We start from the raw sequence: 22,235 nt of genomic DNA, 5'->3' as shown, positions 1-22,235 counted from the left end.
ACACGCCGCTACGAGAGACTCGTCGTGACAAATGTGGTGACAAGGGAACGAATGAATACCCAGGAGTAACGTTCAGGCCTGTTCAGTTCAAGCGCCGTCGTCGGCCGCCTTCTTCGTCACCTTGCGGACGGCCTTCTTCGCGGGGGCTTTCGCCGTGGCGGGTGCCTTGGCTTCGGCCTCGGCGGCCGGCGCGGCGGTGGCGGCCTTGGCGGCCGCCCCCTTCGCCGGCGGCTTCGCGGCGCGCGGCTCGAACTCGAAGCTGACCTTGCCTTCCTTCTTGTCGAACGCCAGGAAGGCCTTGAACTTGCGCCGCGTCTTGTTCGAGACGAAGTTCTCCAGCAAGTCGGTCTTGCCGGTGGCGAGCAGCTTGCTCATCTGCTCGCGGGCCACCGGCTGCTGCAGGATGATCTTGCCGCTCTTGAAGTCGCAGGTGATGTGCGCGCCCACCGCGTGCTCGCAGACGTAGGAGCTGCCGAACTCGAACACCCGGCCCTGGCACTTCGGGCAGGCGCCGAGGCTCTCCTGGTCGGAGAAGTCGACCGGTTCGCCGGCCTCGGCGTTCTTCGCGTCCTCGCCGAAGTCGAACTCGAGCTTCCAGTTCTTGATCTCGTCGTCGAAGGCCAGCTTCAGCTCGGCGGTGAACGGCCAGCCGGCCTTCGAGCGGAAGCCCTCGAGCGGGCCGATCTTCTTGTCGGCGATGAAGCGCTCGACCTCGTCGAGCTCGAAGCTGCGCCCGCCGGGGATCTTGCTGATCGAGAAGCCGCAGCCGTTGTCCTCGGCCGGGCTGGTGCCGACGCAGGTGAAGCGGCGGTAGTTCTCCTTCACGACGCCGCCGCAGTTGGGACACGGCGTCTTCAGCGTCGCGTAGTCGCCGGGGATGGTGTCGCGGTCGTACTCCTTGGCCTTCGCGACGATGCGCTGCGTCATCGCGGCGATCTCGGCCATGAAGGTCTCGCGACTGAGCTTGCCCTTCTCCATCTCGGACAGCTGGAACTCCCAGTTGCCGGTCAGCTCGGGCTTGGTCAGGTCCTCGACGCCCAGCCCGCGCAGCAGCGTGGTCAGCTGGAAGGCCTTCGCGGTCGGGATCAGCTCGCGGCCTTCGCGGTGCATGTACTTCTCGAGGATCAGCCCTTCGATGATGGCCGCACGGGTGGCCGGCGTGCCCAGGCCCTTCTCCTGCATCGCCTCGCGCAGCTCGTCGTCGTCGATCAGCTTGCCGGCGCCTTCCATCGCCGACAGCAGCGTCGCCTCGCTGTAGCGCGCCGGCGGCTTGGTCTTCATCGCGTTGACGGCCACCTCTTCGGTGCGCACCATCTCGCCCGGCGCCACCGCCACCAGGTTGGCGTCGTCTTCCTGCGCCTCGCGTCCGTACACCGCGAGCCAGCCCGGCTTCACCATCACCTTGCCGTTGGTCTGGAAGCTGTGCTCCTTGCCGGCCGCCTTCACGGTGCTGATGCGGGTCGTCACCATGAACTCGGCCGACGGATAGAACACCGCCAGGAAGCGCTTGACGACCATGTCGTACAGCTTGGCTTCGATCTCGGTCAGGCTGCGCGGCGCCTGCAGCGTCGGGATGATCGCGAAGTGGTCCGACACCTTCGCGTTGTCGAAGATGCGCTTGTTCGGCTTCACGTAGCCTTCCTTCAGCGCCTTCGCGGCGTGCGCCGACAGCGGGCGCAGCGGGCCCGGCATGTCGTCGGTCGCCAGCATCTGCATCGTGTCCTTCACGACGGCGACATAGTCCTCGGGCAGGTGCTTGCTGTCGGTCCGCGGGTAGGTCAGCACCTTGTGCTTCTCGTACAGCGCCTGCGCGATGCTCAGCGTGGTCTTCGCGCTGAAGCCGAAGCGGCTGTTGGCCTCGCGCTGCAGCGTGGTCAGGTCGTACAGGCCGGGCGCGCTCTGCGTGCTGGGCTTGGCCTCTTCGGTGACGCTGGCCGGCTGGCCGCGCGCCGCATCGGCGATGGCCTGCGCATCGGCGGCGTTCCACAGGCGGTCGGCGCGCTGCTCGGCGTCGTCGGGGTTCTTCTTCCACTTCGGGTCGAACCACTTGCCTTCGTACTCGCCAGCCTGCGCCGCGAAGCTGGCCTTCAGCTCCCAGTAGTCGCGCGAGACGTGCTTGCGGATCTTCTCCTCGCGCTCGACGACGATCGACAGCGTCGGCGTCTGAACGCGCCCGACGGTGGTCAGGAAGAAGCCGCCGTCGCGCGAGTTGAAGGCCGTCATCGCCCGCGTGCCGTTGATGCCGACCAGCCAGTCGGCCTCGGAGCGGCTGCGCGCCGCCTGCGCCAGGCCCTGCAGGCTCTCGTCGCTGCGCAGGTTCTCGAAGCCCTCGCGGATGGCCGCCGGCGTCATGCTCTGCAGCCACAGCCGGCGCACCGGGTGCTTGCTCTTCGCGTGCTGCTGGATCAGCCGGAAGATCAGCTCGCCCTCGCGCCCCGCGTCGCAGGCGTTGATCAGCTCGGTGACGTCCTTTCGCTTGACCAGCTTGACGATCGCATTCAGCCGCCCCTTGCTCTTGTCGATCGGGTTCAGATCGAAGTGCGGCGGGATCACCGGCAGGTTCGCGAAGCTCCACTTGCCGCGCTTCACGTCGAACTCCTCCGGCGCCTTGATCTCCAGCAGGTGGCCGACGGCGGAGGTCACGATGTGGTGCGCGCCTTCGAAGTACTCGTCGTGCTTGTCGAACTTGCCCGCGGTGGGCGTCAGCGCGCGCACGATGTCCTGGGCGACGGAGGGCTTCTCGGCAATGATCAGTGACTTGCTCATGGGACTTTCTGGTGATGGCTCGGCCGGGGTCGGCGCGTGCTCTCTACAATCCGGGCTTCTCGCGCGCATGCACGCATGCGCAGGCACGCGCGCGCACCCATGAATTCAATGTACCCAAAGAAACCGATGACGCAAGCCGGCACCGCCAAGTCCCCTCGGTCCAGAACGACCCCCTCGCCGACCCCAGCGAAGGCCGCGGGCCAGGCCGCCGCTGCCGGCCGGCGCATCCAGGTGCGCCGCTCCGGCGTGCACGGCAAGGGCGTGTTCGCGATCGCCCCCATCGCCCGCGGCGAGATCGTCATCGAGTACAAGGGCGAGGTCATTCCGTGGGAAGAGGCGCTGCGCCGCCACCCGCACGACCCGAAGGACCCGAACCACACCTTCTACTTCCAGCTCGACGGCGACATGGCCATCGACGCCAAGTACGGCGGCAACGCGGCACGCTGGATCAACCATGCGTGCACGCCGAACTGCGAATCCGACGAGATCGACGGCCGGGTGTTCATCAAGGCCCGGCGCGCCATCAAGCCGGGCGAGGAACTGTTCTACGACTACGGCCTGATCATCGACGAGCGCTACACGCCGAAGCTGAAGAAGGAATACGAATGCCGCTGCGGCACCCGCAACTGCCGCGGCACGATGCTGGCCCCCAAGCGCTGACGCACCGGGACGCCGAAAGCCGAACGCCGAGACTGCGATGACCGACCTTCCCGAAGACGACACCCCCGATCCGACGCTGCCCGCGCCGACGCCGCAGCACTGGGGCGCCGAGGCGCTGTGGCAGCAGCTCGAGCCGCTGCTGCCGGGGTTGAGCGTCGAGGTGGTCGCGCGCATATCGTCGACCAACACCGCGCTGCTCGAGCGCGCCCGCGTCAACATGAGCGCGATCGACGAAGCCGCGGCCGAGCTGGTGCAGGTGCGCCGCAGCGTCGAGAGCGCCGCGTTCGGCCGGCGTGCCGCCGACGTGCAGCCCTGCCTGCTGGTGGCCGAGCACCAGACCGGCGGGCGCGGCCGCATGGGCCGGGTCTGGAAGGCCGCGCCGGTCGCATCGCTGACCTTCTCGCTGTCGCTGCCGATGAACCCGCCCGACTGGTCGGGGCTGTCGCTCGCCGTCGGCGTCGCGCTGGCCGACGCGCTCGACCCGCGCACGCCGGGCGACACGAGCGCGCCGCGCATCGGCCTGAAGTGGCCGAACGACCTGTGGCTGATGGAGCCCGGTGCCGAAACCGGTGCGCTCGCGCAGCCCGGCAGCCGGCTGGGCCGCAAGCTCGGCGGCGTGCTGATCGAGACGGTGGCCGCCGGCAAGCGGCGGCTCGCGGTGATCGGCATCGGCATCAACGTGCAGCCGATGCATGCCACCACCGAGCTGAACACCGGCTACGGCTGCGTCCAGGAACTCGACGCGACGCTGACCGCCCCGGCCACGCTGGCGCGCGTCGCCTTGCCGCTGGTGAAGGCGCTGATCGAATTCAACCGGCGCGGCTTCGCGGCCTTCGTCGACCGCTTCGCCGAGCGCGACCTGCTGCGCGGCCGCGCGATCACGACGACGCAGCCCGACGTGGCCGAGGGCATCGCCGACGGCGTCAGCGCCAACGGCATGCTGCGCGTGATCACGGCCGACGGCCCGCGCGAGGTCGGCAGCGGCGAGGTCAGCGTGCGCCTGACGCCGGCCGACGGCGGAGCGCCCGACGTGCCGGCCGAGGACGCCTGATGCTGCGTGCCGTCGTGCTGTTGCTGCTGCTCGCGAACCTGGGCTTCTGGGCCTGGACGCAGGGGCAGCTCGACGGCGTGGTCGGCGTGCGCGCGCAAGGCGACCGCGAGCCCGAGCGGCTGGCGCGCCAGGTGCGCGCCGACACTGTCCACATCCTGCCGGCGGGTGCGGCCACCGCGCCGGCCGCCGGCCCCGGCGAGCCGGCGCTGGCCTGCCTGGAGGCCGGCCCGTACACGCCGACACAGATCGCCGGCGCCGAAGCGGCCCTGCAGGGTGCGCTGCCGCCCGGCAGCTGGAGCAGCGTGAGGAACGAGCTGCCGGCGGTCTGGATGGTCTACATGGGCAAGTACCCGAACCGCGAAGGCCTGCAGAAGAAGGAAGACGAGCTGAAGCGGATGAAGGTGCCGTATGAAGAGCTGCGCAACGCACCGGAGTTCGAGGTCGGCCTGTCGCTCGGCCGTTTCGACAACAAGGATTCGGCCGAGAAGGCGCTCGCCGAGCTGACGCAGCGCGGCGTGCGCACCGCCCGCGTCGCGCAGCTGTCGGCGCCCGGCGTCAGCCATTCACTGCGCATCCCGCGCGCCGACGACGCGCTGTGGGCGCAGGTGATGGCGTTGAAATCCGACGCGCTGCTCGGCCGCCCGTTCGGCAGCTGCGGGAGATAGCCCTCCGGTCGCCTTGCGCCTGCCCGGCAGGCTGCAGCGTGGAACCTATGCGCCGCAGGCCGCCATGAAGACCCGCACGGCCTCGCGCAGAAGAGCCCTGTTTTCCCGGGGATCCGGCATCTCGAGCTTCAGCATTCCGCGGATGTGCCCGGAGCCCAGGAACATCGACAGGAACAGGTCCGCTGCCCGAAGCGGGTTCCGCACCTTCAGCGTGCCCGCCGCGTCGGCACGGCGCAGGTAAGCAGCCAGCTCGCCGTTCACGCGCTCCGGGCCGTCCCTGTAGAACGCAAGGCAGACTTCCGGCTGCGTCCCCGCAACGCCGTAGACAGCGCGCAACGCGCCCAGCGCGTCGTCCCCGCGCGCCAGTGCGAGAAACCGGGCGCCGATCGCCAGCAGCGCCTTCTCCGGCTGGTCCGGGTCCAGTGCCCCGGCGCCCGGGACGCCAGCCACCACCGTCGCCGTCCTGTCGCGCACGACCGCCTGGAACAGCCTCTCCTTGGAGCCGAAGTTGTTGTACACGGTCGTCTTGGAGACACCGGCGTCCGCGGCGATGGCATCCACGCTGGCACGCTCCAGGCCATGCTCGTTGAAGTGCCGTTGCGCCGCTTCCAGGATGCGCCTCACGCGCTCGGGATCGCGTGGCCGGCCGCGTTGGGGCTTGGGAGAGGGATCTGGAGAGCGGGCCATGGGCATATTTAGTGAACTTGACAGTTCACTATAGACGACGCATATTATTGAACTCAGGAGTTCAGTAATTTGCGGCACCCGCCCCCCCCCTTCCCTCCCCGACATGGAGCCCATCACCATGGATGACGTCATCATCATCGGCGGCAGCTTTGCCGGCCTCGCCGCCGCCCTGCAGCTCGGCCGTGCCCGCCGCAAGGTCACCGTTCTCGATACGGGCCTGCCGCGCAATCGGTTCGCCGGCCACTCGCATGGCCTGCTCGGTCACGATCACAAGCCACCGCTGGGCATCCTGGCCGAGGCGCGGCAGCAGCTGGCGCGCTATCCCGCGATCAGGTTGGTCAACGCCCGGGCCGACAGCATTTCCGGCGCCATCGACGATTTCTCCGTGCTCACTGGCGATGGCGAAAGCCTGGGGGCGCGCCGCGTGATCCTGAGCTATGGCGTCGCCGACCAGTTGCCTGATGTTCCGGGCTTTGCCGAAAGCTGGGGCACGTCCATCGTGCCATGCCCCTATTGCGACGGCTTCGAAGTCGCCGGCCAGCATTGGGGCTTCGTCTGGGCCGGCTCGCAATCGCACCAGTCTGCCAAGCTGTTCCAGCATTGGACCGACAAGCTGACTGTCTTCGCCGATGGTCACGACATTGCGCCCGATATCCAGGCCGATCTGGCGCGCCGCCACATCTCTGTCGTCGATGGCCGGATCATCGAGATCGCCCATCACAAGGGCCATATCGCCACCGTCAATCTCGATACCCGCCGCACTGTCGCGGTCGACGTCCTGTTCGCTCAGCCGCGCAACAAGCCGTCCGCGAGCCTGCATGAGTCACTGGGCCTCGCCACGGTCGATACGCCCGTCGGCATCGCCCTCAGGGTCGACGAGCGCCGCCAGACCAGCATGCCCGGCATCTACGCCGCCGGCGACCTCACCACGCCCTCCTTGCCCTCGGTCACCCAGGCGTCATCGCAGGGCGCGATGGCGGGCATCTTCGCCCAGCAATCGATGCTGGTTTGAGAGCACGGAATCCGGCAACCCTGACGATGCCGTTTGCGCTGGGCAATCGGCCGTCGTGGACCAGGTTCTGCAGGCCTTCCCTGGCCCCGGGCCTGTTATTCAGGCCCTAGGCGTTGGCGCGGCGCTGCAGCGCGACCACCGCCGCCAGCAGCCCCACCAGCCAGCCGAACCCGAGCGCCCCGCCACCGTCCCCCGGCGGGTTGATCGGCGGCGTCTGCGGATCGGTCACCGGATCGCTTTGCCCGTTCGCCGGCAGGTCCTGGCCCTGGGCCGCCGCGGCTCGCAGCGCCGGCGTGTCGATCACGACCGACGACCAGTTCGGCGGCGTGTAGCCGGTCGGGTTCGCCGCATACACCAGCGCCTGTGCCGCATCCATCAGCCCGGCGCCGCAGGTGCTCGTCGTGCAGATGCAGCGCCCCGGGTTCGCATTCGCACACGCCCCGACCACCGGCGACGTGACGTGCGGCCGCGCGCTGCGCTTGAGCCCGTCGATCAACTGCGCGGTCGTCAGGTTCGGGTTGACGCTGACCATCAGGCTCAGCACGCCGGACACCAGCGGCGTCGAGAAGCTGGTGCCGAACACGTTGACGTAGCTGCCGGTGCCGGGCGTGCTGAAGCCGCTGTTGCTGATCGTCAGCAGCCCGTCGTCGTTGACCGTGGCGCCCCACGCGCCGATCTGCGAGGTATCGCCGCCGACCGTCGCGATCTGGATGCTCGGCCCGAAATTCGAATAGCTGGCCTTGAAGCCGTCGCGGTTCACCGCGGCGACGCCGACCACGCCACTGCAGTTGGCCGGCCGCGTCACGCCGCCGCTTTCGTTGCCGGCCGGCGCAACCACCACGGTCTTCACCGCGGCCAGGTCGTCGATCGCGCTCTGGTAGGCGGCGTTGCAGGCGCTGCTGCCGCCGAAGCTCAGGTTGATCACGCGGGCCGGATGCGGGTTGACGGGAATCGTGTTGTTGCTGGCGTCCAGCACCGACAGGCCGGCCGCCCAGCGCATGCCGTCGACGATGTCGCCGACGGTCGCGCCGCACTTGCCGGAGATGCGCACCGGCAGCACGCGGCTGGTCCAGTTGACGCCGGCCACGCCGACGCCGTCGTTGCTGGACGCGGCCGCGATGCCGGCCGTCGTGGTGCCGTGCCACGAGCTGTCCTCGACGCCGCAGCCGGCGAAGGCCGGGTCGCTCAGGTCGGCTTGCGTGACCCAGTCGCCAGGGTCGCTCGGGTCGGTGTCCCAGCCGTTGCCGTCGTTCGAGTAGTCGAGTTCAGAAACGAAATCGCGGCCCGGCCAGTAGCGCGCGGCCGACAGGTCGGGGTGGACCGTGACGCCCGAATCGAGGATCGCGATCGTGACCGCGGCGTTGCCGGTGGTCGTGTCCCACGCACCCTGCACCCCCGGCACGCCGCGCATGCGGTCGGCCGCAACGTTCAGGTTCGAGCCGCCGACCGGCTGCAGCCACCATTGCCCGGTCGTGCCAGCGGTCTTCGGGAAACGCGGGTCGTTCGGCAGCGCCAGTCGGCGCTCCAAATCGTTGGTGACGACCCATTCGACCTCCGGCTGCGCGCGCAGCCGGCTGGCCAGCGCCGCCGCTTCGCCGGCTGACAGCACGTGGTCGAAATCGACCCGCTGCGCCGCGCGCCCGTTCGGCGAGATCTTCAACGCGTTGAGGCCCGACGCGCGCATCACGCCCTGCAGCCGTTCGGTGCCAGCCCTCGTGGTGCCGAGTGCCGCGGCCTGTTCGTGCGACGGCGCATCCTTCAGCTTGACCAGCAGCCCGAGCGCGCGCGGCCCTTTCGAGGTGGCGGTCACCGAACGGTCCGGCGGGGGCGAGGCGGCCTCGGCGTGGCCGGCGGCCAGGGCCCCGAGCACCGCGAGGGTGCAAGGGAGTGTCAGAAAGTGGCGCATGGGATGTCTCCGTCGAGCGGAGATCATGCCCCAATGCCGTGCTTCAAGTTGTGTGCAAGGGCTAGCGGCGCATGACGCGGTGCCGCACGCGCGACGCCCGCTGCAGTGCCAGCACCGCCGCCAGCAGCCCGGCCAGCCACGGCCAGCCGAGCGCACCACCGCCGCCGTCGCTGCTGGTCGCGGCGGGCGGCGCGGGGGGCAACCTTGGCGTCGAGACGGCACTCACCGCGACCGACGCGGTGGTGGTGGCCTGCGCCGCGGTGTCGTCGGTGACGGTCAGGCTCGCGGTGAAGCTGCCGGTCGCCGTCGTCGCGACCGTCGCGGTGGCTGCGTTGGTCGCGCTGGTGAAGCTGGCGATGCCGCTGCCGGCGGTCAGCGTCCACTGGTAGCCGGTGATCGCATGGCCGGCGGGTGCCGACGAGCCGCTGCCGTCCAACGTGATCGACGAGCCAGCCGTCGTGCGGGACGAGCCGGCATCGATGCGCGCCACCACCTGTGCGACGGCGGTCACCGCCGCACCGGCGTCCAGCAGGCCGGCGCCGCAGGTGGTCGTCGTGCAGTAGCACTCGGCGCTCTGCGCGGTCGCCGACGGCGCCTTGCAGGCCGCCACGCCGGCGCCCGCCCCGGTGCTCGGGAACGCGCGCGCGGTGCTCTTCAGCACGCCGATCGCCTGGGCCGGTGTCAGGCTCGGGTTGGCCGAGAACATCAGCCCCAGCGTGCCGGCCACCAGCGGCGTCGAGAAGCTGGTGCCCAGCGACGGATTGGCGCTGTCGGTGTAGGCGCTGGCGAGCGGCGTGGTGCTGCCGGTGTTGGTGGTCGTCAGGATCGGGTACAGGCAGGCGCCGCTCGTGTTGACGCAGTTGCCGGCGGGTGCAGCGATCGTGAGTTCGGGCCCGAGGCTCGAGAAGCCGACCTTGGTGCCGCTGTGGCGCACGCCGGCCACGCCGACCACGCCGGGGCAGTTGGCCGGCACGTTGACTGCGAGGCCGTCGTTGCCGGCCGCCGCGACGACGACGACGCCGGCGGCGGTCAGCTCGGTCATCGCATCCTTGTAGGCCTGAGAGCAGGTGCCCTCCCCGCCGAGGCTCAGGCTCAGCACCTTGGCCGGGTTGGCATTCTTCGTGACGCCGGACACCGTGAAGCCGGCCGCCCAGCGCATCGCCGCGATGATGTCGCTGTCGTCGCCGCCGCACTTGCCGAGCACGCGCACCGGCAGCACCTTCACGTCGCGCCCGATGCTGGCCATGCCGCTGCCGTTGTTGGTCGACGCGCCGACCAGCCCGGCCGTCTGCGTGCCGTGCCAGCTGCTGCCTTCGGCGCCGCAACCGGCGAAGGTGCCGCTCGCGTCCTCGGCCGACGTGATCCAGTCGCCGGGATCGCTCGGGTCGCTGTCGCGGCCGTTGCCATCGTTCGCGGTGGCGGCGTCGCTGACGAAGTCGTAGCCGGGCAGCAGCTTGTTGACGAGTTCCGGATGGTCGGGCCGGATGCCGGTGTCGAGCACCGCGACGACGACGCTGCTGCTGCCGGTGGTGATGCCCCAGGCCGTCTCGGCGTTGATGGCCGAGACCACGCTGGCGGTCGACGCGCGCAGGTACCACTGGCCGACGGTCGGCGACACGCTCGGGCCGCCGGCGTACAGCGGGTCGTCCGGCGCGGCGAACGCGCGGCGGCGGCCGTCCGGCACGGCGTATTCGACATCGGACAACGCCGACAGGCGCGCCGCCAGCTCGGCCGAGCTGAGCCCGCTGGCCTTCACGACCTGGCTGCGCGCCGTCAGCGCGTGGCCGTCGGTGAGCGCCAGGCCGAGCCGCTGCGACAGTGTCTGCGCCTGCTGCGGCGCGGCCTGCGCGCTGCTGCCGCTGGCGGCCGACAGCGCACGCATCGCACTCGAATCGGCCTTGAACTTGACGATGACCCGCGCCTGCATTTCGGCGGGGATCTTGCGCGGGGTGGGCGCCTGTTCGGCCGCCGATGCAACAGGCGCGAGTGCCGCGGCCAGCAGCGAGGCGATGCAGCACGAAATGAGTCGCTTCATGGGACAACCTGAAGGGGCTCGCGGCCCGGAGCGGCCAGTGTAGGCACGGGCCGGCCGTTCCGGGGCGGCGCAGACATCGGCCGACACGCTTGGCGACAATTGCGTTTCAACTGCCGTGAATTCCCGACGGATCCGGGCCCTTCGCGGGGTCAGCGTTCGTAGAAGACGATCTGTCCGTTGTCGATCTTGCAATCGAATTCGATGCGATTGCCCTCGGCGGCAGGCAGCATGTAGTCGCGTTGCGGCACCAGCGCACGCAGCCAGTCCTTCAGCGGCTCGCCACCCGCGCCGTCGAAACTGACGATGGCATTGGGTGCTTGCGGCTGCCGCAACACGAGCATCGCCCTGATCGGGCAGATGCCGGTGCCCCAGTCGCCCGCCGGCAAGGTCGGTGCCGCCGGCGCTGCCTGGAAGGCGTAGAGGCCAAAGGCTTCCTGGTCGGGCAGCTGGTAGGCGCCCTTGAGGCCGAACGTCAGCCGGATCCGGAACAACGTGTCGCGCTGGTTGGCGGCACAGCCGGTCCACTGCCGCACGAGGGGCATCCACAGGCGCGCATGCCCCGGCCCACCCGCCTCGCTGACGACCCGGACATCGGTGACCGGCACGGCGCCGGGCCGCACGTGCATCTGCAGCGTCACCCAGCCCGGACGCAGCAGCAGGCCGTTGTCGGCCGCCACCTCGCCGGACAAGGTGGGGCCCGCGGGCGGGCACCAGCCCGATTCGTCGGCCGCCTGCGCGGCCGACGCGCCTGCCTTGGCGGCCATGCCGCACGCCAGGACCAGCGCGTGAAGGGTCACTCGCACCGAGGCGCGCTTCGGCTTACTTCGAGATCACGCGGACCATCTCGAGCACCTTGTTCGAGTAGCCCCATTCGTTGTCGTACCAGGCCACCAGCTTCACGAAGGTGCCGTCGAGCGCGATGCCGGCATCGGCGTCGAAGATCGAGGTGCGCGGGTCGCCGCGGAAGTCGGTCGCGACGACCTTGTCCTCGGTGTAGCCGAGGATGCCCTTCAGCGCGCCTTCGGACTGCGCCTTGAACTCGGCGCAGATCTCCTTGTAGCTCGCTTCCTTGTTCAGCTCGACCGTCAGGTCGACCACCGAGACGTCGGAGGTCGGCACGCGGAACGACATGCCGGTGATCTTCTTGTTCAGCTCGGGGATCACGACGCCGACGGCCTTGGCCGCGCCGGTCGACGACGGGATGATGTTCTCGAGGATGCCGCGGCCGCCGCGCCAGTCCTTGTTGCTCGGGCCGTCGACGGTCTTCTGCGTCGCGGTGGTGGCATGCACCGTGGTCATCAGGCCGCGCTTGATGCCCCACTTGTCGTTCAGCACCTTGGCCAGCGGCGCCAGGCAGTTGGTGGTGCACGAGGCGTTGGAGATGATGTCCTCGCCCTTGTAGGTCTTGTCGTTGACGCCGAACACGAACATCGGCGTGTCGTCCTTCGACGGGCCGGTCATCACGACCTTCTTGCCGCCGGCGGCAATGTGCTTGGAAGCGGTGTCCTTGGTCAGGAAGATGCCGGTGCCCTCGACGATGATGTCGGCGCCGACCTCGCCCCACTTCAGCTCGGCCGGGTCCTTCACCGCGCTCAGGCGGATGCGCTTGCCGTTGACGATCAGCGTGTTGCCGTCGACCGCCACCGTGCCGTCGAAGCGGCCGTGCACCGAGTCGTACTGCAGCATGTACGCGAGGTAGTCGGGTTCGAGCAGGTCGTTGATCGCGACCACCTCGATGTCCTTGAAGTTCTGCACGGCCGCGCGGAACACCATGCGCCCGATGCGGCCGAAGCCGTTGATGCCGATCTTGATGGTCATGAGCTGTCTCTCCAGTTAGCGCTTGCAAAAAATCGAGGGGGCCATTGTCGCCGTTCGGGGAATTCAGCGGAGATCAAGCTGGGTACAAGGCACCGACACCGTCATCGACGAGCCCAGCACGTGGTTGAAGTCCTTGGGCGACAGCTTGAGCGAGATGCCGCTCAGCCAGTCGAGGAACGCGTCGCGGCGCGGATCGGCGGCCCCGACTTCGCCGACCGAGTTCTTCAGGATGGGCCGGAACAGGCGCAGGCGAACGTCGAACGGGCACCCCATCGCATTGAAGTCGAAATGGACGTGCTGCTCGTCGAGCTTGTCGATGGCCGGCACGAGCTGCTGCAGGCTGAGGTCTTTGAGGACGATCTGCCCCGGGCTGTCGAGCTCGAACGAAACCCTCTGCACGGTGCTGAGGGTCTGGTCCTCCCGCAGGCATGGCAGCCTCACCTGCGAGGCCCACCGGGTGACGGCCTTCTCGAACGGGGGCGCGCCCACCTGGTGGACCACCTCCACCTCCGGCGGCCGGGTCGGCCCGTGGAACGTCGTCCTGACCAGCAGGACCGCGAACACGGCGCCCCGGTCCATGGCCGCGCGCGGAAACTCCGGCGGCTTCGCGGGGTAGCGTGGCCGGCAGGCCTCGGATTGCAGGTCGACGTCTTCCCCGCGCAGGTGACGCCATGCCACCGGCCGCCCGTCGTCCGGCCTGAACGCGAACTCCTGGGTGGCCGTCACTGGATCCGCGTCTTCGCGCAGGCATGGCAGCCGGTAGGCCGAGACGTAGTCTTCGACCAGGTCGTTGAACTCGCGAACGTCGGCGTAGGCGATGAAACTGACCCGCGGCGGCTTCTGCGGGTGCTGGAACACCAGCCTGACCCGCACCAGGCCCGACAGCCCGGCACGCCGTGCGGCTTCCGGGTACTCGATCGGCTTGCGATCCGCCGCGGCCGGTGTCAGGCAGGCGAACTCCGCCGGCTCCAGGACCTCCATGCCGTCCGCAGGCGGGCCGCTGGCGGCCTGCGCCGACCAGGCCGCCGACAGGCTCAGCAGCACCCCGGCCAGCGCACGCTCCATCAGCGGCCCAGCACGACGCGCACCGTGTCGGCCACGTTCTCGGGCGTGAAGTGGAAGTGCTTGAACAGCACCGGCGCCGGCGCCGATTCGCCGTAGGTGTCGATACCGACCACCGCGGCGACGCCGTACTTCCACCAGCCGTCGCTGACGCCCATCTCGACCGCGATGCGCGGCACGCCCTGCGGCAGCACGCTGGTCTTGTAGGCGGCGGTCTGGCGATCGAACACCGAGGTGCTGGGCATGCTGACCACGCGCACCGCGATGGCGCCGTTCTCGGGCTTCGCGAGCAGCTGCTGCGCATGCAGCGCGAGCTGCACCTCGGACCCGGTGGCGATGATCACCGCCTGCGCCTTCTTCTTCAGGCCCACCTCGCTCGGCTCGGCCAGCACGTAGCCGCCCTTGGCCAGCGTGTCGATCGCCGCCTGCGGCTGGCCGGCCTGGAACTCGGCCTTCGGTGCGTACGGCAGGTTCTGGCGCGACAGCAGCAGCGCGCTCGGGCGGTTGCTGTTCTCGATCGCGCTGGCCCAGGCCACGGCGGTTTCGGCGGTGTCGGCCGGACGCCAGACGTCCAGCCCCGGGATCAGGCGCAGCGCCGCGGCATGCTCGACCGACTGGTGCGTCGGGCCGTCTTCGCCGAGGCCGATGCTGTCGTGCGTGAACACGTGGATCACGCGGATCTTCATCAGCGCGGCCATGCGGATCGCATTGCGGCTGTAGTCGCTGAAGGTCAGGAAGGTGCCGCCGTACGGGATGAAGCCGCCGTGCAGCGCGATGCCGTTCATGATCGCGGCCATGCCGAACTCGCGCACGCCGTAGTTGATGTGGCGCCCGCCGTTCGACGAACCGTCGGCCTCGAAGCGCAGCGGCGGCGTGCTGCTGGTGTTGGTCAGGTTCGAGCCGGTCAGGTCGGCGCTGCCGCCGAGCAGCTCGGGCAGCGCCTTCGTGAACGATTCGAGCGCGATCTGGCTCGCCTTGCGGCTCGCGACGTTCTCGGCCTTGGCATTCGCGGCGATCGCGGTGTCGAGCACCGTCTGCGCGAAGTTCTTCGGCAGCTCGTGCGCGGTGCGGCGGATGAACTCGACCGCCAGTTCCGGGAACGCCTTCGAATAGGCCTCGAACGCGTCGACCCACTGCGTCTCGGCGGTCAGGCCGTCGGCGCGGCTGTCCCATTCTTCGTAGGCCTGCTCGGGGATCACGAACGGCTCATACGTCCAGCCGAGGGCTTCGCGGGTCAGCTTGATCTCGTCGGCGCCCAGCGCCTCGCCGTGCGCCTTCGAGGTGCCGCCGCGGTTCGGCGAGCCCTTGCCGATGGTCGTCTTGCAGCAGATCAGCGTCGGCTTGTCGGCCTGCTTGGCGGCGGTGATCGCGGCATCGACGGCATCCGCGTCCTGCCCGTCGACCGCGGCGATCACGTTCCAGCCGTAGGCTTCGAAGCGCTTCGGCGTGTCGTCGATGAACCACGGCGCGACCTTGCCGTCGATCGAGATGCCGTTGTCGTCGTACAGCGCGATCAGCTTGTTCAGGCGCCAGGCGCCGGCCAGCGCGGCGGCTTCGTGGCTGATGCCTTCCATCAGGCAGCCGTCGCCGAGGAACACGTAGGTGTGGTGGTCGACGATCGTGTGGCCGTCGCGGTTGAATTCATGGGCCAGCAGCTTCTCGGCCAGCGCCATGCCGACGGCATTGGTGACGCCCTGGCCGAGCGGGCCGGTGGTGGTCTCGACGCCTGGCGTGTAGCCGACTTCGGGGTGGCCGGGGGTCTTGCTGTGCAGCTGGCGGAAGTTGCGCAGCTCGCTCATCGGCAGGTCGTAGCCGGTCAGGTGCAGCAGCGCGTACAGGATCATCGACGCGTGGCCGTTGCTCAGCACGAAGCGGTCGCGGTTGGCCCAGTGCGGGTTGGCCGGGTTGTGGCGCAGGTGCCGGCCCCACAGTGCGACCGCCATGTCGGCCATGCCCATCGGGGCGCCCGGATGACCTGAATTGGCCTGCTGGACGGCGTCCATCGCCAGGGCGCGGATGGCGTTCGCCATCAAGTTGGTGTCGTGGGCGGGGGCAGTCATGCCGGGCGGCTCCTGGGGTTGGGTGGGGCGGAAGCGGCGCATTTTAGGCGCCGCCGATAATCCCGCCGATGCAAGGCCTGCACCTCACCGCCGACCTGCGCGGCTGCGCCACCGGCAACCCCGCAATGACCGACCCCGACGCGCTGCGCCGGCGCTGCCTCGCGGCCGTCGCGGCGGCGGCGCTGCAGCCGGTCGGCGAGCTGTTCCACCGCTTCCCGGCACCGGGCGGCGTGACCGGCGTCGTGCTGCTGGCCGAATCGCACCTCGCGGTGCACACCTGGCCCGAGCTGGACGCGGTGACGCTGGACGTCTACGTCTGCAACCTCGGCACCGACAACTCGGCCCGGGCGCAGGCGCTGCTCGACGCGCTGCTCGGCGTGTTCGAGCCGGCCCGGGTGCAACGCCAATCGCTGCTGCGAGGGACCGAATGAAACCAGGCATGAAAGCCATGATCCTCGCCGCCGGCCGCGGCGAACGCATGCGGCCGCTGACCGATGCGCTGCCGAAGCCGCTGCTGGCGGTGCACGGCAAGCCGCTGATCGAATGGCACCTGGAAGCGCTGGCGCGCGACGGCGTGCGCGACGTGGTCGTCAACACCGCATGGCTGGAAGACCTGATCCCGGCCGCGCTCGGCGACGGCAGCCGCTGGGGGCTGCGCATCCGCTATTCGATGGAAGGCCGCGACCACGGCGGCGCGCTCGAGACGGCCGGCGGCATCGCGAAGGCGCTGCCGCTGCTGGTCGACGGGCCGGACGACTGCTTCTGGGTGGTGTCGGGCGACATCCATGCGCCGGGCTTCCGCTTCGACGCGGCGCAGGGCGAGCGCTTCGCGGCCGGCGAGTTGCTTGCGCACCTGTGGCTGGTGCCGAACCCGGCGTTCCACGCGAAGGGCGATTTCGGCCTCGATTCGGACGGCTTCGGGCTGGCCGATTCAGCGGGGCCCGACGGCGTGCGCTGGACCTACGCGAACCTCGCGCTGTGCCGCGCGTCGCTGTGTGCCGGCATCGCGCCGGGCAGCAAGGCCGCCCTCGGCCCGCTGCTGTTCGCCGGCATGCGCGAGCGGCGCATCAGCGCCGAGGTGTGGCGCGGTGCGTGGGAGAACGTCGGCACGCCCGATCAACTCGACGCCTTGAACCGCCCTCGGGCCTTCTAGGGCCTGCGCATCGCATCCACCAGCTGCGACGTTGCCGCCGTCCAGGTCTTGGTGGGCGGCAAGCGGTCCAGGTGCTGGCGAAAGGCGCCGCGGTCGATGGCGTCGCCGGCAGCAATGCGCGACATCGCTTCGACCAGTGCGTCGAAATCGGGTTCGCGGTAGCGCACCGGCCGGCCTGGCTCGTCGCCGTCGCGGCTGAGCATCCTGCTGGGCAGACGCGTCGCCACGGCCGGCGGGCAGAAGTCGTCCGTCGAGCCGCCGTCGGTCACGATCACCGGCACCGCACAGGCCAGCGCCTCCAGCACCGGCAGGTTGAACCCCTCGGCACGGTAGGGCGAGACATAGGCGTCGGCCACGCCATAGAGCCCGGCCAGACGCGTCTGGGACAGATTGCTGCCAACCAGCGCAATGGCGTCGATGGTGTCGGCCGTGAAGAGCGCTGGATGCCGGTTCGACAGGCCGCGCAGGGTGTTCTCGGCTGTCGTGACGGCGTAGACCGCCCGTTGGTCCTTGAGAATCAGCCGGATGTCGCGGCGACGCTGCCGCAGCGTGGCGAAGGCCAGCATCACCAAGTCGACGCCCTTGTTCCAGAACGCCGCGCCGAGGTTCAGGAACACGATCTCGTGCTCCTGCAGGCCCAGCTGCCGGCGCCCTTCGGCGCGCTGCAACGGCTCCGGCGGCGCGAACACTTCGCGATTGACGCCGCAGGTGACGATGTCGATGCCGTCGGCGTCCAGGCCCGCGTCGACCAAGCGCTGCTTGGACCACCGGCTCGACGTGACGACGCGGTTGCCGCCCGCCGTGAAGCGGCGGATGTCCATGCGGCCGTCCGCGAAGTTCGCTTGCATCAAGCCGCACTCGGTGACCATGTAGGTGAAGGTCCTTCGCGAGTCGTGCAGCTGCGGCGCGGTGAACGGTGCGCCGATGCGGTAGACGCAGTCCGCGGCTGCCCCTTCGGGCACCACAGGCACCGCGTCGATCTTCGCTTGCTCGGCCGACTCGAATCCCGCAGGCACCGTGCGCGGGTTCCAGTGCCCGAACGCGAAGGGCAGGTCGCGGCAGCTCAGCACGACATCACGTCGCCGCAGCAGTTCGAGGATCTGGAACTGGTGGATCAGCGCGAATGAGTGGTTGATGCCGCGCCAACCCTCGACCACCAGCTTCATCGGCGGGCCATCACCGGGGTCTAGCCCCGCATCCGCCACGCCATCAGTTCGCACCGGCACGACCTGCGCCAGCCCGGCCAGGCGCCACTCGAACGCCAGCCGCCCGACCCCGATGCGCAGCTCCAACCGGGCCGGCTCCGCTGCCAGCATCTCGCGGGTCATGTCCAGCGCCCGCAGGGTATCCCCGCTCGTCTCCAACGCGACGAGAAGGTTGGAGCGGGCCGTTTGCATGCCGGGCTCCAGCGCCAACGCGCGCTCGAAGGCCTGCACGGCCTGCGCAGGGTCCTGCTGCGAAAAAACCACGTACCCGGCGAGCACGTGGAAGTCGGCACGGTCGGGGTGGAACTCGATCGCACTGCGCATCAGCGCCGACGCGCCGGCCAGATCACCCTGTTCGTACAGCAAACGGCACAACGGCGCGCAAGCTGGCGCGAAGCCGGGTTGGGTCTGCAGCGCGGAACGGTAGTACGCGATGGCCTGCGCCGGCCGGCCCGCTGCCTGCGCGTGCTCGGCGAGGCGTTGGTACAGGCGAGCCGCATCGGCCAGCCGCCCCTCGCGGAGTGCCTGTGTGGCCGACCGCCTCCAGGCGGTGGGGTCGTCATCGGTCACAGGAGGGAGCCTGCGGTGGGGGTGGATGGCAGAAGTCAGTGCAGCTTGATCTTCGGCCGGTAGGTGCGGTCGAGGAATTCCGACAGCGTCACCAGCACCATCCGCCAGAAGCCGCCGAGTGCCATCTGGTGCTGCTTGTGCAGCGCCCAGTACATGAACTGTGCGAGCCGGCCTTCGATGAACAGGCTGCCGCGCGTCAGGCTGCCCATCAGGCTGCCGACCGACGAGTACTCCGACAGCGACACCAGCGAGCCCTTGTCGCTGAACACGAACGGCTTCACCGGCTGGCCGGCCAGCAGCTTCGGGATCGCCTTCACCAGGTACATCGCCTGCTGGTAGGCGGCCTGCGCGCGCGGCGGCACCCAGGTGCCGTCGGGCTGCTGGCAGGCCGCGCAGTCGCCGAACGCGAAGATGGCCGGGTCGCGCGTGCTCTGCAGGTTGCCGTTGACCACCAGCTGGTTGAGCTTGTTGGTCTCCAGCGGCTCATTGCCTTGCGCACCCCCCAGCGTGCGCAGGAAATCCGCCGCCTTCACGCCGGCCGCCCACACCGTCAGGTCGGAGCCGATCACCTTGCCGCTGGCCATCCGCAGGCTGTCGGCGGTAACCTCGACCACCCGCTCGTTGGTGTGCACCTCGATCGCCAGCTTGCGCAGCTCGCGCACCGCCGCTTCGCTCAGGCGCGCGGGCAGTTGCGACAGCAGCCGCGGCGCCGCCTCGACCAGCACGATCTGCAGGTCTTTCTCGGGGTGGATGTGGTCGAAGCCGTAGTTCGCCAGCACGCGCGCGGCGGCATGCAGCTCGGCCGCCAGCTCGACGCCGGTGGCGCCGCCGCCGACGATCGCCACCGTCAGCCGGCCGCTGCCGGCCGCGCGCGGCACGCTCTGCGCGCGGATGCAGGCGTTGATCAGCCGGTCGTTGAAGCGCTTGGCGGCCGGCGGGCTGTCGAGCTTGATGGTGTGCTCGGCCGCGCCGGCGGTGCCGAAGTCGTTGGTCTGGCTGCCGACCGCGATCACCAGCGTGTCGTAGGCCAGCGTCTGCGCCGGCGTGATCTCGCGGCCGGCCTCGTCGAAGCTCGCATCGAGCTGCACCGTCTTCGCCGCGCGGTCGACGCCCGACAGCCGGCCGAGGCGGAACTTGAAGTGGTGGCCGCGCGCCTGCGCGAGGAACTCGATCTCTTCGGCATGGGTGTCGAAGCTGCCGGCCGCCAGCTGGTGCAGCAGCGGCTTCCAGACGTGCGTGCGCGCCGCGTCGACCAGCGTGATCTCCGCCAGCCCCTTGCGCCCGAGCGACTTGCCCAGCTGCGTGGCCAAGGCCAGGCCCCCGGCGCCCCCACCGACGATCACGATCCGTTGCATGCGAAGCCCTTGTTGTGCTGATTCAGGCCGAGGGTATCAGTCGACGGGCATGGAAAAGGGGCCCGAAGGCCCCCTGATCACCGCGTCGAGCCATGCCTCAGGCCGCGAACGGCACCGTGATCTCGTCGATCTTCGCCAGCACCTCCGGCGTCAGCTTCGGCGTGATCGCCAGCGCGCCGAGGTTGTCCTGCAGCTGCGACAGCTTCGACGCGCCGAGGATCACCGTGCTGACGCGCGGGTTGCGGTTGACCCAGGCCACCGCCAGCTGCGCCAGGTTGCCGCCCAGGTCGCGGGCGATCGGCTCCAGCTTCGCGACCGCGGCGTTCTTGTCGGCATCGGTCAACCCCTTCAGCAGGAAGCCCATGCCTTCGAGCGCACCGCGGCTGCCCTGCGGCACGCCGCTGCGGTACTTGCCGGTCAGCAGCCCGCTGGCCAGCGGGCTCCAGGTCGTCAGGCCCAGGCCGATGTCGTCGTACAAGCGGGCGTATTCCTGCTCGACGCGCTGGCGGTGGAACAGGTGGTACTGCGGCTGCTCCATCACCGGCTTGTGCAAGTGGTGGCGCTCGGCGATGTCGTAGGCGGCGCGGATCTCGGCGGCGCTCCATTCGCTGGTGCCCCAGTACAAGGCCTTGCCGCGGGCGATCATGTCGCTCATCGCCCAGACCGTCTCCTCGATCGGCGTGTGCGGGTCGGGCCGGTGGCAGTACACCAGGTCGATGTGCTCCAGCTGCATGCGCTTGAGCGAGCCGTCGATCGCCTGCGTCAGGTACTTGCGGTTCAGCGTGTCGCGCCGGTTGACGGTGTTGCCCTCGCGGTCCAGACCCCAGAAGAACTTGGTCGACACGACGTAGTTCAGGCGCGGCCACTTCAGCCGGCGGAACGCCTCGCCCATCACCACCTCGCTCTGGCCGGCGGCATAGGCTTCGGCGTTGTCGAAGAAATTGACGCCGGCGTCGAAGGCCGCGGCGAGCATCTCGGCGGCCGAGCCGGTGTCCACCTGGTTGTGGTACGTGACCCACGAGCCCAGCGACAGCTCGCTGACCTGCAGGCCGCTGCGGCCCAATCGACGGTATTTCATCGCTACACCTCGTTAAGAATTGCGGCATCTTAGCCACAGCCCCGCGTCGATTCGCGCACGCGACGCGAGCCCCGGGACGCAGTGCGGGTACTGTGGCAGCCCGGTTTCTCGTCGTCCCTCTTTGCGGGCGCAGCGCTTCGCGTTACCGTCGCGTCCGTGATCAAGTTTCCCCACCCCCGCTCCCTGCTGCTGCCGCTGGCGCTCTGTGCGCCCGTCAGCCCTTCGATGGCCGCCGCCGCCGCCCGCGCCAGCGGCCTCGCGTCGTTCAGCACCTGGCTGCTGCTGCCCTTCCTGGTCGCGTTCGCGGTCGCCGGCCACATCCTGATCGGCCGCGGTGCGAAGGCGCTGACCGCATCGTTCCAGCCGCTGGCCAGCGGCGAACTCGAACTCGCCAGCTACGACCGCAACGTCTACGGCACCTCCGACCACGCGATGCTCGAAGTCGTCGTCGTCCCGATCGTCGCCGGCCTGGTGATCTGGCTCGGCACCGCACTGTCGTTCGGCTGGCTGATCTTCGTGGGCATCCTCGGCGTGCTTGGCGCGGTCGCCTTCGACATGGCGCGCTGGGAGCGCGTCAGCGTCAGCGCGAGCTACGTCTGGTTCCAGCGCGGCTTCGCCGGCAAGGTGCACCAGGTGGCGATCGAGAACATCCGCGACGTCAGCGTCGTCGAGGAAGACGGCACGCTGCCGACGCTGCGCCACCTGAACAACAACCGCGTCTGCCGACTGCTGATGCGCATGACCGACAAGCGCGCCGTGGCCCTGCCGAAGACCGATGCCGACACCCAGCTCGACGCGGTCGAGAACGCGGCCAACCAGATCCGCTGGCGCCAGCAGGCCCTGCTCGACAAGCAGAACGACAAGCGGGGCGACACGCCGGCCGGCGAGAGGGGCAGCAGGAGCGAGAGGAATGCGGGGCACGAGAAGGGCGCGAGCACCCGACCGGGCCCGCTGGACACCCGCCCCGGCGCGCCGGACACCCGGCCCGCCGACGCACCCGACCCCGACGGCGGCCGCATCCCGACCGCCGGCGACAAGGAAATGCTGCGCGAGCTGCGCCGCCTGCGCAAGCAGCGCGCCGCGGCCGCCGCCGCCGCGGATCCCTCCCAGCCGCCCAAGGCCCGCGCGGACAGCGAGTCCTGACGCACCGGC

At 69.7% G+C, this 22,235-nt stretch carries 18 protein-coding genes; 7 read left to right on the top strand and 11 right to left on the bottom strand.

Translation table 11 applies throughout. The annotated features are described in order from the left end of the window. Positions 1 to 87: 87 nt before the first annotated feature. Positions 88 to 2,766: a DNA topoisomerase III gene (locus tag FHT26_RS17830; RefSeq protein WP_168561466.1), complete on the bottom strand. Its 2,679-nt coding sequence runs from the start codon at positions 2,764 to 2,766 to the stop codon at positions 88 to 90. A 126-nt stretch (positions 2,767 to 2,892) separates the two neighbouring features. On the opposite strand from FHT26_RS17830, the gene FHT26_RS17825 reads away from it, so the two are divergent. From FHT26_RS17825 to FHT26_RS17815, 3 genes are read left to right on the top strand one after another with little or no spacing between them, the layout of a single operon-like run. Next, the gene (locus tag FHT26_RS17825) at positions 2,893 to 3,426 is read left to right on the top strand and encodes an SET domain-containing protein (RefSeq protein ID WP_168561465.1); all 534 of its coding nucleotides are present in this window, start codon (positions 2,893 to 2,895) and stop codon (positions 3,424 to 3,426) included. 37 nt (positions 3,427 to 3,463) lie between these two features. Then, positions 3,464 to 4,477 (top strand): biotin--[acetyl-CoA-carboxylase] ligase, encoded by a 1,014-nt coding sequence (locus tag FHT26_RS17820; RefSeq protein WP_168561464.1) that lies wholly within the window; start codon positions 3,464 to 3,466, stop codon positions 4,475 to 4,477. Then, a complete protein-coding gene (locus FHT26_RS17815) occupies positions 4,477 to 5,142 on the top strand; it encodes a hypothetical protein (RefSeq protein WP_168561463.1) in 666 nt (221 codons plus the stop codon). The genes FHT26_RS17820 and FHT26_RS17815 overlap by 1 nt, the downstream gene beginning before the upstream one ends. A gap of 45 nt (positions 5,143 to 5,187) precedes the next feature. Here the strand turns inward: FHT26_RS17815 and FHT26_RS17810 are convergent, their stop codons facing one another. Beyond that, positions 5,188 to 5,766 (bottom strand): TetR/AcrR family transcriptional regulator, encoded by a 579-nt coding sequence (locus FHT26_RS17810; RefSeq protein WP_349238167.1) that lies wholly within the window; start codon positions 5,764 to 5,766, stop codon positions 5,188 to 5,190. Positions 5,767 to 5,947: 181 nt separating this feature from the next. Here FHT26_RS17810 and FHT26_RS17805 point away from each other — a divergent pair, with 181 nt between their 5' ends. Continuing rightward, entirely contained in the window at positions 5,948 to 6,841 is an 894-nt protein-coding gene (locus FHT26_RS17805; RefSeq protein WP_168561461.1) for an NAD(P)/FAD-dependent oxidoreductase, read from the top strand. A 106-nt stretch (positions 6,842 to 6,947) separates the two neighbouring features. Here FHT26_RS17805 and FHT26_RS17800 read toward each other — a convergent pair whose 3' ends face one another. From FHT26_RS17800 to tkt, 6 genes are all read right to left on the bottom strand, one after another. Continuing rightward, the gene (locus tag FHT26_RS17800; protein WP_168561460.1) at positions 6,948 to 8,747 is read right to left on the bottom strand and encodes a S8 family peptidase; all 1,800 of its coding nucleotides are present in this window, start codon (positions 8,745 to 8,747) and stop codon (positions 6,948 to 6,950) included. 61 nt (positions 8,748 to 8,808) lie between these two features. Further along, positions 8,809 to 10,782 carry a S8 family peptidase gene (locus tag FHT26_RS17795; RefSeq protein ID WP_168561459.1) on the bottom strand — a complete coding sequence of 658 codons (1,974 nt, stop codon included), beginning with the start codon at positions 10,780 to 10,782 and terminating at the stop codon, positions 8,809 to 8,811. A 149-nt stretch (positions 10,783 to 10,931) separates the two neighbouring features. Further along, entirely contained in the window at positions 10,932 to 11,546 is a 615-nt protein-coding gene (locus FHT26_RS17790) for a hypothetical protein (protein WP_168561458.1), read from the bottom strand. Between the two features lie 55 nt (positions 11,547 to 11,601). After that, positions 11,602 to 12,600, bottom strand: a complete 999-nt coding sequence (gene gap / locus FHT26_RS17785; RefSeq protein ID WP_168561457.1) for a type I glyceraldehyde-3-phosphate dehydrogenase — start codon at positions 12,598 to 12,600, stop codon at positions 11,602 to 11,604. A gap of 63 nt (positions 12,601 to 12,663) precedes the next feature. Beyond that, the gene (locus FHT26_RS17780) at positions 12,664 to 13,665 is read right to left on the bottom strand and encodes a hypothetical protein (RefSeq protein ID WP_168561456.1); all 1,002 of its coding nucleotides are present in this window, start codon (positions 13,663 to 13,665) and stop codon (positions 12,664 to 12,666) included. Further along, entirely contained in the window at positions 13,665 to 15,722 is a 2,058-nt protein-coding gene (gene tkt / locus FHT26_RS17775) for a transketolase (RefSeq protein ID WP_246867976.1), read from the bottom strand. The genes FHT26_RS17780 and tkt overlap by 1 nt, the downstream gene beginning before the upstream one ends. Before the next feature lie 68 nt (positions 15,723 to 15,790). Between tkt and speD the strand changes: the two genes are divergently transcribed. Then, on the top strand, positions 15,791 to 16,153 hold the full coding sequence (gene speD / locus FHT26_RS17770) for an adenosylmethionine decarboxylase (RefSeq protein ID WP_168561455.1): 363 nt from the start codon (positions 15,791 to 15,793) through the stop codon (positions 16,151 to 16,153). Between the two features lie 8 nt (positions 16,154 to 16,161). Continuing rightward, positions 16,162 to 16,875: an N-acetylmuramate alpha-1-phosphate uridylyltransferase MurU gene (gene murU / locus FHT26_RS17765; protein ID WP_246867975.1), complete on the top strand. Its 714-nt coding sequence runs from the start codon at positions 16,162 to 16,164 to the stop codon at positions 16,873 to 16,875. On the opposite strand, the gene FHT26_RS17760 is transcribed toward murU, so the two are convergent. The 3 genes from FHT26_RS17760 to FHT26_RS17750 all read right to left on the bottom strand — a co-directional run bounded on the left by FHT26_RS17760 (position 16,872) and on the right by FHT26_RS17750 (position 21,083). Beyond that, positions 16,872 to 18,650, bottom strand: coding sequence for a tetratricopeptide repeat protein (locus FHT26_RS17760; protein WP_168561453.1), 1,779 nt, complete (start codon positions 18,648 to 18,650; stop codon positions 16,872 to 16,874). The two genes, murU and FHT26_RS17760, sit on opposite strands and share 4 nt — an antisense overlap. 35 nt (positions 18,651 to 18,685) lie before the next feature. Further along, complete coding sequence (locus FHT26_RS17755; protein WP_168561452.1) at positions 18,686 to 20,005, bottom strand: NAD(P)/FAD-dependent oxidoreductase; 1,320 nt, start codon at positions 20,003 to 20,005, stop codon at positions 18,686 to 18,688. 97 nt (positions 20,006 to 20,102) lie between these two features. Then, a complete protein-coding gene (locus FHT26_RS17750) occupies positions 20,103 to 21,083 on the bottom strand; it encodes a potassium channel beta subunit family protein (protein WP_168561451.1) in 981 nt (326 codons plus the stop codon). A gap of 225 nt (positions 21,084 to 21,308) precedes the next feature. On the opposite strand from FHT26_RS17750, the gene FHT26_RS17745 reads away from it, so the two are divergent. Further along, entirely contained in the window at positions 21,309 to 22,226 is a 918-nt protein-coding gene (locus FHT26_RS17745; RefSeq protein WP_168561450.1) for a hypothetical protein, read from the top strand. The last annotated feature ends 9 nt before the right edge of the window (positions 22,227 to 22,235 follow it).

The organism is Rhizobacter sp. SG703, from assembly GCF_012275445.1.
Classification (GTDB): domain Bacteria; phylum Pseudomonadota; class Gammaproteobacteria; order Burkholderiales; family Burkholderiaceae_C; genus Rhizobacter.
Note: the sequence above shows the minus strand (reverse complement) of the source record. Positions and strands in the feature narration are given on the sequence as shown.

Excerpts from the sequence above, each read along its gene's own strand:
- FHT26_RS17825 (WP_168561465.1), top strand. The coding sequence starts at position 2,893 with ATGACGCAAGCCGGCACCGCCAAGTCCCCTCGGTCCAGAACGACCCCC.
- tkt (WP_246867976.1), bottom strand. The coding sequence starts at position 15,722 with ATGACTGCCCCCGCCCACGACACCAACTTGATGGCGAACGCCATCCGC.
- FHT26_RS17805 (WP_168561461.1), top strand. The coding sequence starts at position 5,948 with ATGGATGACGTCATCATCATCGGCGGCAGCTTTGCCGGCCTCGCCGCC.
- FHT26_RS17800 (WP_168561460.1), bottom strand. The coding sequence starts at position 8,747 with ATGCGCCACTTTCTGACACTCCCTTGCACCCTCGCGGTGCTCGGGGCC.
- FHT26_RS17790 (WP_168561458.1), bottom strand. The coding sequence starts at position 11,546 with ATGGCCGCCAAGGCAGGCGCGTCGGCCGCGCAGGCGGCCGACGAATCG.
- FHT26_RS17815 (WP_168561463.1), top strand. The coding sequence starts at position 4,477 with ATGCTGCGTGCCGTCGTGCTGTTGCTGCTGCTCGCGAACCTGGGCTTC.
- FHT26_RS17755 (WP_168561452.1), bottom strand. The coding sequence starts at position 20,005 with ATGCAACGGATCGTGATCGTCGGTGGGGGCGCCGGGGGCCTGGCCTTG.
- FHT26_RS17830 (WP_168561466.1), bottom strand. The coding sequence starts at position 2,766 with ATGAGCAAGTCACTGATCATTGCCGAGAAGCCCTCCGTCGCCCAGGAC.
- FHT26_RS17795 (WP_168561459.1), bottom strand. The coding sequence starts at position 10,782 with ATGAAGCGACTCATTTCGTGCTGCATCGCCTCGCTGCTGGCCGCGGCA.
- FHT26_RS17820 (WP_168561464.1), top strand. The coding sequence starts at position 3,464 with ATGACCGACCTTCCCGAAGACGACACCCCCGATCCGACGCTGCCCGCG.
- speD (WP_168561455.1), top strand. The coding sequence starts at position 15,791 with ATGCAAGGCCTGCACCTCACCGCCGACCTGCGCGGCTGCGCCACCGGC.
- murU (WP_246867975.1), top strand. The coding sequence starts at position 16,162 with ATGAAAGCCATGATCCTCGCCGCCGGCCGCGGCGAACGCATGCGGCCG.
- FHT26_RS17745 (WP_168561450.1), top strand. The coding sequence starts at position 21,309 with ATGGCCGCCGCCGCCGCCCGCGCCAGCGGCCTCGCGTCGTTCAGCACC.
- FHT26_RS17750 (WP_168561451.1), bottom strand. The coding sequence starts at position 21,083 with ATGAAATACCGTCGATTGGGCCGCAGCGGCCTGCAGGTCAGCGAGCTG.
- FHT26_RS17780 (WP_168561456.1), bottom strand. The coding sequence starts at position 13,665 with ATGGAGCGTGCGCTGGCCGGGGTGCTGCTGAGCCTGTCGGCGGCCTGG.
- gap (WP_168561457.1), bottom strand. The coding sequence starts at position 12,600 with ATGACCATCAAGATCGGCATCAACGGCTTCGGCCGCATCGGGCGCATG.